This is a genomic window from Pseudomonas sp. 09C 129 (genome assembly GCF_002843625.1).
GTDB lineage: Bacteria > Pseudomonadota > Gammaproteobacteria > Pseudomonadales > Pseudomonadaceae > Aquipseudomonas > Aquipseudomonas chlororaphis.
Genome location: NZ_CP025261.1, coordinates 46,645 through 61,645 on the forward strand (window position 1 = coordinate 46,645; position 15,001 = coordinate 61,645).

At 66.1% G+C, this 15,001-nt stretch carries 12 protein-coding genes; 4 read left to right on the top strand and 8 right to left on the bottom strand.

Annotated features, from left to right (window positions below):
* Positions 1-238: 238 nt before the first annotated feature.
* Positions 239-1,630, top strand: a complete 1,392-nt coding sequence (locus CXQ81_RS00265) for an L-cystine transporter (RefSeq protein WP_101336204.1) — start codon at positions 239-241, stop codon at positions 1,628-1,630.
* Positions 1,631-1,802: 172 nt separating this feature from the next.
* Here CXQ81_RS00265 and CXQ81_RS00270 read toward each other — a convergent pair whose 3' ends face one another.
* Positions 1,803-2,315 carry a dihydrofolate reductase gene (locus tag CXQ81_RS00270; protein ID WP_101336205.1) on the bottom strand — a complete coding sequence of 171 codons (513 nt, stop codon included), beginning with the start codon at positions 2,313-2,315 and terminating at the stop codon, positions 1,803-1,805.
* A 96-nt stretch (positions 2,316-2,411) separates the two neighbouring features.
* Between CXQ81_RS00270 and CXQ81_RS00275 the strand changes: the two genes are divergently transcribed.
* Positions 2,412-3,791, top strand: coding sequence for a DUF2868 domain-containing protein (locus CXQ81_RS00275; RefSeq protein ID WP_101336206.1), 1,380 nt, complete (start codon positions 2,412-2,414; stop codon positions 3,789-3,791).
* Positions 3,784-5,172, top strand: coding sequence for a GTPase/DUF3482 domain-containing protein (locus CXQ81_RS00280; RefSeq protein ID WP_101336207.1), 1,389 nt, complete (start codon positions 3,784-3,786; stop codon positions 5,170-5,172). Before CXQ81_RS00275 ends, CXQ81_RS00280 begins: the two co-directional genes overlap by 8 nt.
* Positions 5,173-5,283: 111 nt before the next feature.
* On the opposite strand, the gene CXQ81_RS00285 is transcribed toward CXQ81_RS00280, so the two are convergent.
* From CXQ81_RS00285 to CXQ81_RS00315, 7 genes are all read right to left on the bottom strand, one after another.
* Positions 5,284-5,838, bottom strand: a complete 555-nt coding sequence (locus tag CXQ81_RS00285; RefSeq protein ID WP_101336208.1) for a phosphonate degradation HD-domain oxygenase — start codon at positions 5,836-5,838, stop codon at positions 5,284-5,286.
* A complete protein-coding gene (locus CXQ81_RS00290; RefSeq protein ID WP_101336209.1) occupies positions 5,838-6,971 on the bottom strand; it encodes a TIGR03364 family FAD-dependent oxidoreductase in 1,134 nt (377 codons plus the stop codon). The genes CXQ81_RS00285 and CXQ81_RS00290 overlap by 1 nt, the downstream gene beginning before the upstream one ends.
* 120 nt (positions 6,972-7,091) lie before the next feature.
* Positions 7,092-8,117, bottom strand: a complete 1,026-nt coding sequence (locus CXQ81_RS00295; protein WP_007921284.1) for a putative 2-aminoethylphosphonate ABC transporter substrate-binding protein — start codon at positions 8,115-8,117, stop codon at positions 7,092-7,094.
* Positions 8,118-8,167: 50 nt separating this feature from the next.
* Positions 8,168-9,892, bottom strand: coding sequence for a putative 2-aminoethylphosphonate ABC transporter permease subunit (locus tag CXQ81_RS00300; protein ID WP_101336210.1), 1,725 nt, complete (start codon positions 9,890-9,892; stop codon positions 8,168-8,170).
* Between the two features lies 1 nt (position 9,893).
* Entirely contained in the window at positions 9,894-10,970 is a 1,077-nt protein-coding gene (locus CXQ81_RS00305) for a putative 2-aminoethylphosphonate ABC transporter ATP-binding protein (RefSeq protein WP_101336211.1), read from the bottom strand.
* Positions 10,971-11,200: 230 nt separating this feature from the next.
* Positions 11,201-12,064, bottom strand: a complete 864-nt coding sequence (locus CXQ81_RS00310) for a LysR family transcriptional regulator (protein ID WP_101336212.1) — start codon at positions 12,062-12,064, stop codon at positions 11,201-11,203.
* Positions 12,065-12,084: 20 nt separating this feature from the next.
* Positions 12,085-14,460 carry a heavy metal translocating P-type ATPase gene (locus tag CXQ81_RS00315; protein ID WP_101336213.1) on the bottom strand — a complete coding sequence of 792 codons (2,376 nt, stop codon included), beginning with the start codon at positions 14,458-14,460 and terminating at the stop codon, positions 12,085-12,087.
* Between the two features lie 85 nt (positions 14,461-14,545).
* Between CXQ81_RS00315 and cadR the strand changes: the two genes are divergently transcribed.
* On the top strand, positions 14,546-14,995 hold the full coding sequence (cadR, locus tag CXQ81_RS00320) for a Cd(II)/Pb(II)-responsive transcriptional regulator (protein WP_007930346.1): 450 nt from the start codon (positions 14,546-14,548) through the stop codon (positions 14,993-14,995).
* Positions 14,996-15,001: the final 6 nt, after the last annotated feature.

Here is a 15,001-nt window from a genome sequence, read left to right on the forward strand (position 1 = left end):
GCGTTTTCTCCCTGATTTAAAGAGATCGACGCTAACAAATCGCTGTGACAATCCTCGCCTGTGGGCGACCGCCCGCGTCCTGATCCCGTCATCGGCATGTGCCTGAACGTCAGCGGCTTATTCCAAAAACGACAGTCCCAATGCGTTTTTGATATTAATTCATTAGATATCAAGCTGTTAGGCTTGCCGGTTCGCAATCGCAGTCATAAGCGATTGGCACAAGTCTTATGGAGCCTTAATGAACCTGCCGCTGATCCTCAACCTGCTGGTGTTCCTCGCCTTGCTGCTGGGCCTGGCACAAACCCGTCACACCACCTGGAGCCTGGCCAAGAAGGTCCTGTTGGCGCTGGTGCTGGGCGTGGTTTTCGGTGTTGCCCTGCACGGCATCTACGGTGCCGGCAACCCTGTCCTGAAAACCTCCATCGGCTGGTTCGACCTGGTGGGCAACGGTTATGTGCAACTGTTGCAGATGATCGTGATCCCGCTGGTGTTCGCCTCGATCCTCAGTGCCGTGGCGCGCCTGCACAACGCCTCGTCCCTGGGCCGGATCAGCTTCCTGACCATCGGCACCCTGCTGTTCACCACCGCCATCGCCGCGCTGATCGGCATCGCCCTGACCAACCTGTTCGGCCTGACCGCCGAAGGGCTGGTGGCCGGGACCCAGGAAATGGCCCGCCTGCAGGTGATCCAGAGCGATTACGCGGGCAAGGTCGCCGACCTGAATATCCCGCAACTGCTGCTGTCGTTCATTCCGCAGAACCCCTTCGCCGACCTGGCCCGGGCCAAGCCGACCTCGATCATCAGCGTGGTGATCTTCGCCGCCTTCCTCGGCGTCGCCGCCCTGCAGTTGCTCAAGGACGACGCCGACAAGGGCCAGAAAGTGGTCAACGCCATCGACACCCTGCAAGCCTGGGTCACCCGCCTGGTACGCCTGGTGATGAAGCTGACCCCTTACGGCGTGCTGGCGCTGATGACCAAGGTGGTCGCCAGCTCCAACCTGCAGGACATCATCAAGCTCGGCAGTTTCGTGGTGGTGTCGTACATCGGCCTGGGCCTGATGTTCGTGGTCCACGGCCTGCTCGTTTCGCTGGCCGGGATCAACCCGCTGCGCTTCTTCCGCAAGGTCTGGCCGGTGCTGACCTTCGCCTTCACCAGCCGCTCCAGCGCCGCGAGCATCCCGTTGAGCATCGAGGCGCAGACCAGCCGCCTGGGCATTCCGCAGTCCATCGCCAGCTTCGCCGCCTCGTTCGGCGCGACCATCGGCCAGAACGGCTGCGCCGGCCTGTACCCGGCCATGCTGGCGGTCATGGTGGCCCCGACCGTGGGCATCAACCCGCTGGACCCGCTGTGGATTGCGACCCTGGTGGCGATAGTGACCTTGAGTTCGGCCGGTGTGGCCGGAGTAGGCGGTGGCGCGACGTTCGCCGCGCTGATCGTGCTGCCGGCCATGGGCTTGCCGGTGTCCCTGGTGGCGCTGCTGATTTCCGTGGAGCCGCTGATCGACATGGGCCGCACCGCGCTGAACGTCAGCGGTTCGATGACCGCCGGGGCGATCACCAGCCAGATCATGCAGCAGACCGATAAAGAAAAGCTCGATGCCGATGAGCATGCGGAGCTGGCGCAGGCTTGATCCTTCCAGCCCCGTTCCGGGTTCACGCCTGGAACGGGACTGCGATCGACTGCGAAGCAGTCGTAAAACCAGACAACCTGTTCTTCCTGAAACACCCCGTGCTCGGGTTTTGCGAGGACTTCGTCCTCGATCGCAGCCTCGCAGGCTCGGCAGCGGCTACAGGGCTACGGGGTTAAACCCTTTCCCAGACTTCGAAGCTGTAGGCCGGCTTGTCCCCTTCCGCTGGATTCGGCACGTTCGACACCAGTTGCCACTGGTTCAGGTCGAACTCCGGAAACCATGCATCGCCCTCCGGGCTCAGCGCCACGCGTGTCAGGTACAGGCGATCGGCCTGCTCCAGGCCCTGGGCATACAGCTGCGCACCGCCGATCAGCATCAGCTCGGTAACGCCCTGTTCCAGCGCCCACTCCTCGGCACGCGCCACCGCGGCTTCCAGCGACGGGTACACCTCGGCGCCTTCGAGCCGCAGGTCGGCCTGGCGACTGACCACGATATTCAGCCGCCCCGGCAGCGGACGCCCCAGCGAATCCCAGGTCTTGCGACCCATGATGATCGGCTTGCCCAGGGTGGTGGCCTTGAAGTATTTGAAATCCCCCGGCAAGTGCCAGGGCATGCTGTTGTCGACGCCGATCACGCGGTTTTCACCGAGGGCCGCGATCAGGCTGAGAGGGAGAGATTTTTTCATGCCGGCGAGGATACCAGAGGCTCGGTGCCCCGCAACGTACCCCGATCAGCGTGACAGCGGTTATGCTCACCGCTCATTTGAGCAACGGAATGACGCGTGACAGCACTGACCCCACTGGAAAAACTCTGGCTCACCGAAGCCGTACGCCTGCGCGAGGAACACGCCGGCGCCCTGGAGGACCAGGAAGCCAATCGCCTGGCGCGCACCGCGGGCGGCGACCTGGCGAGCCGCCTCCAATACCGCGCGCTGTGGCTGGCCGAACGCGACGGCCTGGCCGCTGCCCTGCGCCACTGGGTCCAGGGCGCGCGCCTGGCGCTGTTGCTGATGGCCGTGTTGGCCATGGTCAGCGGTGCCGGCCTGGCCTTCGCCGCCCTGGGTAACGGGCAGGCGCCGGTCAACGTGTTCTGGGCCCTGGGCAGCCTGCTCGGCCTCAACCTGCTTCTGCTGCTGAGCTGGGCCACCGGCCTGCTGTTCGCCGGCGAACACGGCGCCAGCCTCGGCCGCCTGTGGCTGTGGCTCAGCGCCAAGCTCGCCCGCGACGCCAAGGCCGCGCAGCTGGCGCCCGCCCTGCTGCTGTTGCTGCAACGGCGCAAACTCAATCGCTGGGCCATCGGCACCCTGGTCAACGGCCTGTGGCTGCTGGCCCTGCTCAGCGCCGTGGCGATCCTGCTGATGCTGCTGATCACCAAGCGCTACGGGTTCTACTGGGAAAGCACCCTGCTCGGCGCGGATGCCTTCGTGGCGATCACCAACGCCCTCAGCGCCATACCCCGGGCCATAGGTTTCGGGGTACCGACCGTAGAGATGATTCACGCCAGCACCCGGGATGTTTACAACACTGAACTGGTGCGCCAGATGTGGGCCGTCTGGCTGGTGGCCTCGCTGATCATTTACGGCGTGCTGCCGCGCCTGCTGTTGATGCTGTTCTGTCGCTGGCGCTGGAGGCACGGGCAGGCGCGCCTGCGACTGGACCTCAACCTCCCCGGCTACAGCCAGCTGCGCGAAGCGCTGATGCCCAGCAGCGAACGCCTGGGGATCAACGATGCCGCCCCCGAACTGCTGCACCGCATCGAAGGCGGCGTCAGCGCGCAGGACAGCGATGGCGCCCTGCTGGTGGCCATCGAACTGGACGACCAGCGCCCCTGGCCACCGCAATTGCCGGCCTCGGTGAAGGACGCCGGCATCCTCGACAGCCGCGAATCCCGGCACAAGCTGCTGGAACAGATGAGCCGCTTTCCGCCGGCGCGCCTGGCCATCGCCTGCGATCCACGGCGCTCGCCGGACCGTGGCAGCCTGGCGCTGATCGCCGAGCTGGCCCGCAGCGCCACCGCCACCCGGGTCTGGCTGTTGCAGGCGCCGCCCGGCGAAGCGCTGGACGCCGAACGCCTGGGCGACTGGCACGTGGCGCTGCAACAGCTGGAGCTGCCATTCGCCGATTGCACACCGCTGAACTGGCTGGAGACCGGGCATGACTGATCCTCGCAAACCACCGTTGAAGCTGGCGGTGGTCGGCCACACCAACGTCGGCAAGACCTCCCTGCTGCGCACCCTGACCCGGGATGTGGGCTTCGGCGAGGTCTCCCATCGCCCCAGCACCACCCGCCATGTCGAGGGCGCGCGGCTGTCGGTCGACGGCGAACCGCTGCTCGACCTGTACGACACCCCCGGCCTGGAAGACGCCATCGCCCTGCTCGACTACCTGGAACGCCTGGAGCACCCCGGCGAGCGCCTGGACGGCCCGGCCCGCCTGGCGCGGTTTCTCGAAGGCAGCGAGGCGCGCCAGCGTTTCGAACAGGAAGCCAAGGTACTGCGCCAACTGCTGGACTCCGACGCCGGGCTGTATGTGATCGACGCTCGCGAGCCGGTACTGGCCAAGTACCGCGACGAGCTGGAAGTCCTCGCCAGCTGCGGCAAGCCGCTGCTGCCGGTGCTGAATTTCGTCAGCAGCGCCAGCCACCGCGAGCCGGACTGGCGCGAAGCCCTGGCCCGCCTGGGCCTGCACGCGCTGGTGCGCTTCGACAGCGTGGCGCCGCCGGAGGATGGCGAGCGGCGGTTGTATGAAAGCCTGGCGTTGCTTTTGGAAAGCTCGCGGCCGCAACTGGAACGCCTGATCGCCGACCAGCAGGCGCAGCGCGCGGCTCGCCAGCAAAGCGCCGCGCGACTGATCGCCGAACTGCTGATCGATTGCGCCGCCTGCCGGCGCAGTGTGGTCAGCGAGGTCGAGCAGGAACAACAGGCCATCGGCGAGCTGCGCAAGGCCGTGCGTCAGCGCGAACAACGCTGCGTCGAGGCGCTGCTCAAGCTCTACGCCTTCCGCCCGCAGGATGCCGCCGCCAGCGATGTGCCGCTGCTCGACGGACGCTGGGGCGATGACCTGTTCAACCCGGAAACCCTCAAGCAACTGGGCGTGCGGGTCGGTGGCGGGATCGCCGCCGGCGCGGCGGCCGGGGCTGGCGTCGATCTGCTGGTGGGCGGCCTGACCCTGGGCGCGGCGGCCCTGGCCGGGGCGATTGCCGGTGGCGCGCTGCAAACCGCCCGCAGCTACGGCGGCCGCCTGCTGGGCAAGCTCAAGGGCCAGCGCGAACTGACCGTGGACGACAGCGTGCTGCGCCTCTTGGCCCTGCGCCAACGGCAACTGGTGCAGGCGTTGAATGTGCGCGGGCATGCGGCGCTGGGCAGCATCCAGCTGGCCACGCCCCAGGACCAGAGCTGGCGCGAGGGCAAGCTGCCAGAGGCGCTGAACAAGGCCCGTGCCCACCCGCAGTGGTCGTCGCTGAACCCGGCGCCGCGCCTGAGCCAGGCAGAGCGCCAGGAGCAGATCGAGGTATTGGCGCAGAAGCTGGTGGTCGAGGATTAGGTCGGCGCTGTTCTCGCGGACGCCATCGCGGGCAAGCCTCGCTCCTACAGACGCCAGTCTTCTGTAGGAGCGAGGCTTGCCCGCGATAGCTATCGTCCAGACAGCACAGGGTCAGGCAGTCAACAACCGCGCCGCCTTGTCCTTGAGCACCTGCAAATCCATCACCGGCACCCACAGCTCCTTGGCCTGTTCGTCCCAATGGCGCAGGCGCAGGCTGACCGCGCATAGCGGGTCCTGCTCGAAGGCCCGAGCCTCTTCGGTGCTCATCACCCCGCCCTGGTATTCCAGGGTGCGCCGGCTGGCTTGGCTGAGCCGCTCGTAGTAACCCGGCTCCTTGCAGGTCAGGTAACGCTTGGCCTGCACGTGGTACTCCACCAGCCGCGCCAGGCGCTCGCTGAAACCGGCGCGGCGCAGGTAGTCGGCGCCCAGCCGCTCATGGCCGGCCACGCCGAAACCGCCCATGTTCTCGGCATCCTGCCCACAGATATGCCCGATATCGTGGAAGAACGCCGCCAGCACCACTTCGTCGTCGAAGCCCTCGGCCATGGCCAGCTGTGCGGCCTGGGACATGTGTTCGATCTGCGACACCGGCTCGCCGATGTAGTCGCTGTCGCCAAAGCGCTCGTACAGGCCGAACAACTGGGCGATCCGCTGCTCAGGCCCCATCAGGCTTCCTCCAGCAAACGGACGATATTGCCCTCGGCCATGGCCGGGCCGACGCTCATGCCCACGCCGGTATGCATCAGCGCCACGCTGACCCCGGCGGCCGGGCGCAGGAACGAAAACGGCCCCGGGCCGCGGGCGCCATAGACACCCTGCCAGCGCTCGATCACCCGCACCTTGCAGCCCAGGGTGTGCTCGGCCAGTTCGAGCATCCAGGTGTCCACCTGCTCGGCATTGAACGGCGACGGGTCGCTGCCGTAATGATGGGAGTCGCCGATGATCAGCTCGCCATAGGGCGTCGGGCTGATCAGCAGATGGATGCCGTTTTCGTGCAGGTACGGCGCGTCCCGCAGGATCTGCGCCTGTACCGCCGCCGCTTCGGGCAGGTCGGCAAAGGCGCCGTAATGCACGCAGCTCAGGCCGGTGAGCAACGCGTGTTGCAGGTTCAGTGACACCTCGGGCCGGGCGCAGAGCATTTGCAGGCGGCAGACCTGCGGCGCCAGCGCGGCAATCGGCTCGGCCAGCAGGGTCTGGTAGTCATGCCCGGAACAGACCAGGATCTGCCCCGCGCGAAAGCTGCCGGCGGTGCTGTGCAGTTGGCCGGGCTCGATGTCGCGCACCAGGGTGGAAAAATGAAACTCCACCCCGAGGTCGCGGCGCAGGTAGTCGATCAGCATCGGGATGGCTTCCCGGGAATACAGCTGCTGGTCATCCAGGCCATGCAGCGCCGCGCGATGATGACGGAAGCGGCCGCCGTACAGATCGTTCAACGCCGCGCCGCGCAGCAGTTCGACCCGGTAGCCGTGTTCCTGCGCACGTCCGGCGCAGAAGGCCTGCAGCAATTGCTCCTCGGCCTCGGTGCGGGCGAACAGGTAAGAGCCGTTGCGCTTGAGCGGCAGGCCGGCCAATTGTGCCCAGTCGCCCCAGATGCCGCGGCTGGCCCTGGCCAGGTCGAGCATCACGCCCGGCGGCTGGCCGGTCACCAGGGCCTGGCCGAAATTGCGCACCGACGCGCCCAGGGGCGTGGCGCTGCGCTCGAAAACCTTGACCCGCAAACCGCGCTTGGCCGCGGCATAGGCATGGGACAGCCCGAGGATGCCGGCGCCGACGATCAGCAGGTCGTTGTGGTTGCTCATGGGTGTGGTCCTTGGGAAATGACCCTACGAGGTCAATCGCGAGCAAGCTCGCTCCTACAAAGGCCAACCCTGTAGGAGCAGCCGGTCGACGCTCGATTGCTCGCGATAGCGGTCTATTGGTTACTGGGCGGCGACCTTCTCGGACTTGCCGTCATAACGCTTGCGCCACTCGGCGAGGATCTCGTCGCGGTTCTTCGAGGCCCAGGCGAAGTCGTTCTTGATCAGGCGCTGCTCGTAGTCGGCCGGCAGTTCGGTCTGCGGCTTGGCGATCCCCGGCTGGGCCAGCACGGCGAAGTTTTCCTTGTACAGCTCCATGGCCGCGGGGCTGGCGGAGAAGTCGGCGAGCTTCTTCGCGGCTTCTTCATGAGGGGTGCCCTTGATCACCGCGGTGGCTTCGATTTCCCAGCCCAGGCCTTCCTTGGGCAGCACGATGTCCAGCGGCGCGCCCTGGCGCTTGAGCTGCACGGCCGGGTATTCGAAGGAGATGCCGATCGGGAATTCGCCGGCCGCCGCCAGCTTGCACGGCTTGGAACCGGAGTGAACGTACTGGCCGATGTTCTGGTGCAGGTCGTCCATGTACTGCCAGCCCTGCTTCTCGCCAAAGGTCTGCAACCAGGCGCTGACGTCGAGGAAGCCGGTGCCGGACGAGGCCGGGTTGGGCATGACGATCTTGCCCTTGTACTCAGGCTTGGTCAGGTCCTGCCAGCTCACTGGCTTGGTCAGGCCCTGCTTTTGTGCCTCGACGGTGTTGAAGCAGATGGTCGCGGCCCAGACGTCCATGCCGACCCAGGCCGGCGGGTTGGCGGCGTCACGGTAGTTGCCGCCGATCTTGCCCAGATCCTTCGGTGCATAGCTTTGCAGCATGCCCTGCTGATCGAGGATCGCCAGGCTGGAAGCGGCCAGGCCCCACACTGCGTCCGCCTGCGGCCGGGCTTTTTCCGCCAGCAGCTTGGCGGTGATGATCCCGGTGGAATCACGCACCCATTTGATTTCCACATCCGGGTTGGCGGCTTCGAAGGCTTGCTTGTAGCTCTTGAGCTGTTCGGCTTCGAGGGCGGTATAGACCGTCAGTTCGGTCTTCGCGGCAAAGGCGTTCATGCTGAAGGCAGTGAGGACAGCAGCGGCAACAGCCAGGGGCTTGAACATGGTGCGGTTCCTTTCTGGGGTGGGGGCTTGTTAGTGGGGGTTGGGCAGATTCAATGGCCGGGCGCGGTCTGCCGCCAGGCCTGGGAGCGGCGCAGCAAACCGCGCGAAGCCCAGGCCAGGAGCAGGGACACGCCCGCCGAGGTAAAGAGGATCAGGGTCGACATGGCGGCCGCGCCGCCGACGTTGCCGGCGTCGTCCATGTTCAGCACCGCCACCGCCGCGAGGATGGTGTCGGGGCTGTAGAGGAAGATCGCCGCCGAGACAGTGGTCATGGCCGAGACGAACAGGTAGCGCAGGATATCCAGCAGCGCCGGCAGGCAGATCGGCACGGTGACCCGCAGGTAATGGCGGTACAGCGGGGCCTTGAGCGACAGCGCCGCAGCCTCGAATTCGGCATCGAGCTGGCGCAGCGCGGTGGTGGCGGTCATCTGCGCGGTGGTCAGGTAGTGAGCAATGGTGCACACCACCAGCAGGGTCATGCTGCCGTAGAACACATGCAGCGGGTTGCCGCTGAGGTTGAAGAAGAAGACGTAGCCCAGGCCCAGCACCAGGCCCGGCACCGCCATCGGCACGAAGCTGAGCATGCGCAGCGCCAGGTTGAGGCCGCGCTGGGTGTGGGTCTTCTCCATCAGGTAGGCGCCGGTGAAGATCAGCGCGCTGCCGATCAGCGCCGTGCACAGGGCCATGGTCAGGCTGTTGCGGTAGGCCAGCCAGCCGCCGCCGGCGGTGTCGTTGAACTGGTAGTGGCTGAGCGACAGCGAAAGGTTATAGGGCCAGAACTTCACTAGCGACGAGAACACCGCCATGCCGAACACCAGCAGCAGCGCCGCGCAGATCAGCAGGACGATCGCCAGGTAGCAACCGTCCCGCAGCCGGGAAGGCGCCGGCTGGAACACCTGAGCCCGGCCGCTCATGGAATCGCCATGACGACGGCGCAGCCAGGCATCAACACCGAAGCTGAACAGCGCCGGCAGCAACAGCACCATGCCGATCAAGGCGCCACGGCCGAACTGTTGCTGGCCGACCACCGCCTTGTAGGCTTCCAGCGCCAGCACCTGATAGTCGCCACCGACCACCACCGGCACGCCGAAATCGGTGATGGTCAGGGTGAACACCAGGCAGAACGCGGCGAACACCGCCTGCCGGGTGGCCGGCCAGGTGATGCTGCGAAAGGCCTTGGCCGGGCTGGCGCCCATGCTCGACGCGGCATCGAACAGCCGCGCATCGGCCAGGGACAGGGCCGACAGCAGGATCATCAGGGCGTGGGGAAAGGTGTAGATCACCTCGCCGAGAACGATGCCCCAGAAACCGTAGATATTGTCCGAGAGCAGGCCACGGAGCAGGCCCTGGTTGCCGAACAGATAGACCAGGGCGATCCCCGGCAGCATCGACGGCGCCATCAGCGGCAGCAGCGACAGGCCGCGCCAGATCGCCTTGCCGGGAATCAGCGTGCGTTGCAGGGCATAGGCGAACAGGTAGGCCAGCGGCACCACGATGGCGGCCACGCTGAGGGAGACTTTCAGGCTGTTGCCCAACAGCCAGTGGAAGTTGGCGCTGGTCACCAGCTCACGGGCCGCAACCAGGCCACCGCCCTGCCCGGCTTCGCCGCTGAAACCGCGCCAGAAGATCGCCAGCAACGGCAGCAGCACCGCCAGGCCCAGCAGCACCAGCAGGACCAGCTTGCCGCCGAGCACGAAGAGGCGGTCGCCGATTTGCGCACGGGCCGCCTGGCGCGCCCGTTTTTCGGGTAGCGGCAGGGTCAGTTCAACGGCCATCTCAGGCAAACACCTGCAGGCTGCGCGGTGGCAAGGCGACCCAGATGTCCTGGGCACCGAGGCGCGGCATGGCTTCCGGGGCCAGCTCGGCCAGCAGCGGATGGCCGGGCAATTGGTTGAGTTCGAAACTCATGCGGCAGCGGTTGCCGAGGAAGGTGATCTCCCGGACCTTGGCCGGGAACAGGTTTTCCTCGTGCACCGGCGGGTTGACGCTGATCGCCTCCGGGCGGCAGAACAACCGACCCGAGGCGGCCTTGCCGGAGTCGGCCGCCAACCGCACGTTCATCCCGCCGACCTGGGCGTGGCTGTCGCTGCTGCGGCGGAACGGCAGCCAGTTGCCCTGGCCGACGAATTCGGCGACGAACGGGGTGGCCGGGCGATCATAGACTTCCTGCGGCGTGGCGTACTGCTCGACCTTGCCGTTGTTCATCACCGCGATGCGGTCGGCCATCAACATGGCCTCGTCCTGGTTGTGGGTGACCATCAGGGTGGTGATGCCCAGGCGCCGCTGCAGCTGGCGCAGCTCGGTGCACAGGTGCTCGCGCACCCGCGCATCCAGCGCCGACATCGGTTCATCCAGCAACAACAACGAAGGCGCCGGGGCCAGGGCGCGCGCCAGGGCCACCCGCTGCTGCTGGCCGCCCGACAGCTGGCCGGGGTATTTCTTTTCGCTGCCGGTCAGGCCCACCAGTTCCAGCATCTGCGCCACGCGCTTGCGCACTTCGTCGCGACCGCTGCCGGCCAGGCCATAGGCGATGTTGGCTTCGACGCTGAGGTTGGGGAACAGCGCATAGGACTGGAACAGAATGCCGTAGTCCCGGGCCTGGGGCGCCAGGTGCGAGACGTCGCGGCTGCCCAGGTACAACTCGCCCCGGTCCTGGCGCTCGAGGCCGGCGATGCAGCGCAGCAAGGTGGTCTTGCCGCAGCCCGACGGACCGAGCAGGCACACCAGCTCGCCGGCCGCCACGTCCAGGGAGACGTTATCCAGGGCGGTGAAAGCGCCAAAGCGTTTCTGCATGCCGCGCACTTTCATCGGCGCGCCGGGGTTGCTCAGGGCAGTTGCGATCGGGTTGTTCATGGACGGACCTCATCAAGCAGATGCAGGCCATCCTAGGGAACGAATGCGTAGTTACTGTGGCAGTGAGGCAAAAGCTGCCGATAGTGGTATTGGCGGATTTGGGTTCAAGAGAACGCAGAGCCTTGTAGCCGCTGCCGAGCCCGCGAGGCTGCGAACGGTTGCGCAGCAACCGCAGGGCGCCTTTTGCGGGCGCTGCGCTCGGAAGCGGCTACGGATGAGGTGTGGGCGGATCAGGCCGGCGCCATTTCCTGCGCCAGCCCGAGGAAGGCCGCCGGCAGGCGCGCACCCTTGCGCTCCTTGAGGCAGTACAGGTACTCGGCGATCTGCGGCGCGTTCTCGATGGTCAGCACCCGCAACTGCGGATCGTGGGGGACTTCCTGACGGGCAATGATGCTGATGCCGATATTGCGCAGCACCGCCTCGCGGATCGACTCGCGGCTGCCGATCTCCAGCAGCGGCCCGAAGCTGACCCGGGCGCCGTCGAGCAGCTCTTCGGTCAGGCGCCGGGTGGTGGAGCCCGGCTCGCGCATCAGCAGGGTATGCCCGGCCAGGGCGTTCAAGGGCACGTGGTCGAGGGCCGCCAACGGATGATTGCGGTGCACCGCCAGCACCAGCGGGTCGCTGCCGAGCACCCGGCGGATCAAGCGCGAATCTTCCAGCAGCTGCGACGACGCGGCGATGTCGACCCGGTATTCCTCCAGCGATTCCAGGACCTGCTGCGAGTTGCCGATTTCCACCGACACTTCCACCTGGGGCAGGCGCTCCCGGAAGGTCTTCACCAGATCGAGGATGTAATACGGCGCCGTGGCGGCAATCCGCAGGGTGCCTTGCAGCTGGCCGCTATTGCGCAGGAAAAACTCGATATCGGCTTCCTGCTGCAACAGCGCCTTGACCATCGGCAACAGCCGGGCACCCTCTTCGCTGACGCTGAGGCGGCGGCCGCCGCGATAGAACAGCTCGACCGCATACTGGCTTTCCAGATGACGGATCTGGGTGGTCACCGTGGGCTGGCTCAGGCCGAGCTTTTTCGCCGCCAGGGTGATGCTGCCCAGGCGGGCCACCAGGTAAAACGCCTTCAGCTCGGCACTCAGCACTGCACGCTCTCGTTATCCCTTTATTTGCGCAACAGGCGCAAACCGTTGAAGACCACCAACAGGCTGACGCCCATGTCGGCGAACACGGCCATCCACATGGTGGCCAACCCGAAGAAGGTTACCCCAAGAAAGATCGCCTTGATGACCAGGGCCAGGGCGATATTTTGTACGAGGATGTTCGAGGTCTGCCGGGACAGCCGGACAAAGGCCGGAATCTTGCGCAGATCGTCGTCCATCAGGGCGACATCGGCGGTCTCGATGGCGGTGTCGGTGCCTGCCGCGGCCATGGCGAAACCGATCTCCGCGCGGGCCAGGGCCGGGGCGTCGTTGATGCCGTCGCCGACCATGCCGACCCGGTGCCCTTGGGCGTACAGGTCTTCGATAGCTTGCAGTTTATCGGTGGGCAGCAGGTCGCCGCGGGCCTGATCGATGCCCACCTGGGCGGCGATGGCTTCGGCGGTGTGCGGGTTGTCGCCAGTCAGCATCAGGGTCTTGATGCCCAGTTCGTGCAACTGCTGGATCGCTTCGCGGCTGGACTCCTTGACCGTGTCCGCCACGGCGAACAGGGCCAGGGGGCCGGCGCTGTCGAGCAACAGCACCACAGTCTTGCCTTGTTTCTCCAGGGCGAACAGCTTCTCTTCCAGCTCCGGCGAGCACAGCCCCAGCTCCTCCACCAGGCGGTGATTGCCCAGGTGGTAGAGCTGGCCGTTGATTTCGCCACGTACACCGCGGCCGGCCAGGGCTTCGAAGTTATCCACAAGGTGCAGGCTCAGCTGTTTATCCACAGCCGCATTGGCAATGGCCAAAGACACCGGGTGGTCGGAGCGGGACGCCAGGCTGGCGGCGATGGCCGGGGCGCTGCTGTCCGCCAGCGGGTCGAGGGACAGGAAATCGGTCTGTACCGGCTTGCCATGGGTGATGGTGCCGGTCTTGTCCAGCGCCAGGTAGTCGAGCTTGTAGCCGCCCTCCAGATAGACCCCGCCCTTGATCAGGATGCCTTTGCGCGCTGCCGCGGCCAGGCCGCTGACGATGGTCACCGGGGTGGAAATCACCAGCGCGCACGGGCACGCCACCACCAACAGCACCAGGGCACGGTAGATCCAGTCGAACCAGGCGGCGCCCATGAACAGCGGCGGAATCACCGCCACGGCCAGGGCAAAGGCAAACACTGCGGGGGTGTAGATTTTCGAGAAGCTGTCGACGAAGCGCTGAGTCGGCGCGCGCGCGCCCTGAGCTTGTTCCACGGCATGGATGATCCGCGCCAGGGTCGAGTTGTTGGCCGCCGCGGTCACCTTGTACTCCAGCGAGCCGGCCTGGTTGATGGTGCCGGCGAAGACCTTGTCGCCCAGGGTCTTTTCCACCGGCAGGCTTTCGCCGGTGATCGGTGCCTGGTCGATGGTCGAGCTGCCGGCCACCACCTCGCCGTCGAGGCCGATGCGTTCACCCGGACGTACCCGTACCAGCGCGCCCAGCTCGATGCTTTTCGCTTCCCGTTCGACCCAACTGCCGTCCACCTCCCGCACCGTGACCCGTTCCGGGGTCATCTGCATCAGGCCACTGATGGCATTGCGCGCGCGGTCCAGGGACCGGGCCTCGATCAACTCGGCCACGGTGAACAGGAACATCACCATCGCCGCTTCCGGCCATTGGCCGATCAGCACGGCGCCGGTCACGGCGATGCTCATCAAGGCGTTGATGTTGAGGTTGCGGTTCTTCAGGGCGATCCAGCCCTTCTTGTAAGTGCCCAGGCCACCACTGAGGATCGATACCAGGGCGATCACCGCCACCACCCAGGTCGGCGCGGCGCTGGTGAAGTGGATCACCTCCGCGGCCAGCGCGCCGATGCCGGACAGCGCCAGCGGCCACCAGTGCTTTTTCACCGGGGCCGCGGCCGGGGCATCGGATTCGCCGCCCAGGCCGATGGGCTCGGCTTCCATGCCCAGGGACTTGATGGCGGCGATGATCGGGGCGACGTCCTGCAGGTCGTGGGTCACGCCCAGCACCCGGTTGATCAGGTTGAACTCCAGTTGCTGCACACCCGCCAGCTTGCCCAGCTTGTTCTGGATCAGCGTCTGCTCGGTCGGGCAGTCCATGGCCTCGATGCGAAAGCTGCTCAGGCGCGCATTGGCGCTCGACGCCGCGCCGAGCACAACCCGCGACGGCGCGGCGGCCGACGAACAGCAGGAATCGCCGTGACTGGCAGCCTGGGGCTCGCTCAACTGGACCAGCGACGGCGACGAGCAGCAGGAAGCGCCGTGGCCAGCATGGTCGTGTTTTTTCAGCGGATGCAGTTTTGCGCCATGGCCATGATCGTGATCGTGATCGTGATCGTGATCGTGGCCAGCATGCTTGGAGTCAGCGCCGGGCTTGCCGTGGGTGTGCAGGGAATCGCTCATAAGGTCGCGTCCGAAAAGGTGCCTGTTGCCAAGTGAACACCCTGTAGCCACTATAGGGTCAAGCCCCCTTTCGGAGATTGTCGCGATGAAAATTGGCGAGCTGGCGAAACTGACCGACTGTCAGGTCGAAACCATCCGTTACTACGAGCGCGAAGGCCTGCTGCCGGAACCGGCCCGCAGCGAGGGCAATTACCGCCTGTATACCCAGGCCCACACCGAACGCCTGACCTTCATCCGCAACTGCCGCAGCCTGGACATGACCCTCGAGGAGATCCGCAGCCTGCTGAACCTGCGCGACAGCCCCCAGGACCAGTGCCAGAACGTGAACGCGCTGATCGACGAACACATCCACCACGTCAAGGCGCGGATCGACGGACTCTTGGCCTTGCAGACACAGCTGCTCGACCTGCGCCAACGCTGCAGCGAAGGGCCGGATCTGGATCAGTGCGGGATTTTGCAGCGCCTGGAAGTCAGCGGCTCGGTGGCCCCCAGCGAAGCCGAAGACTCTCATGTGGGCCGTAGCCACGGGCATTGAAACCAT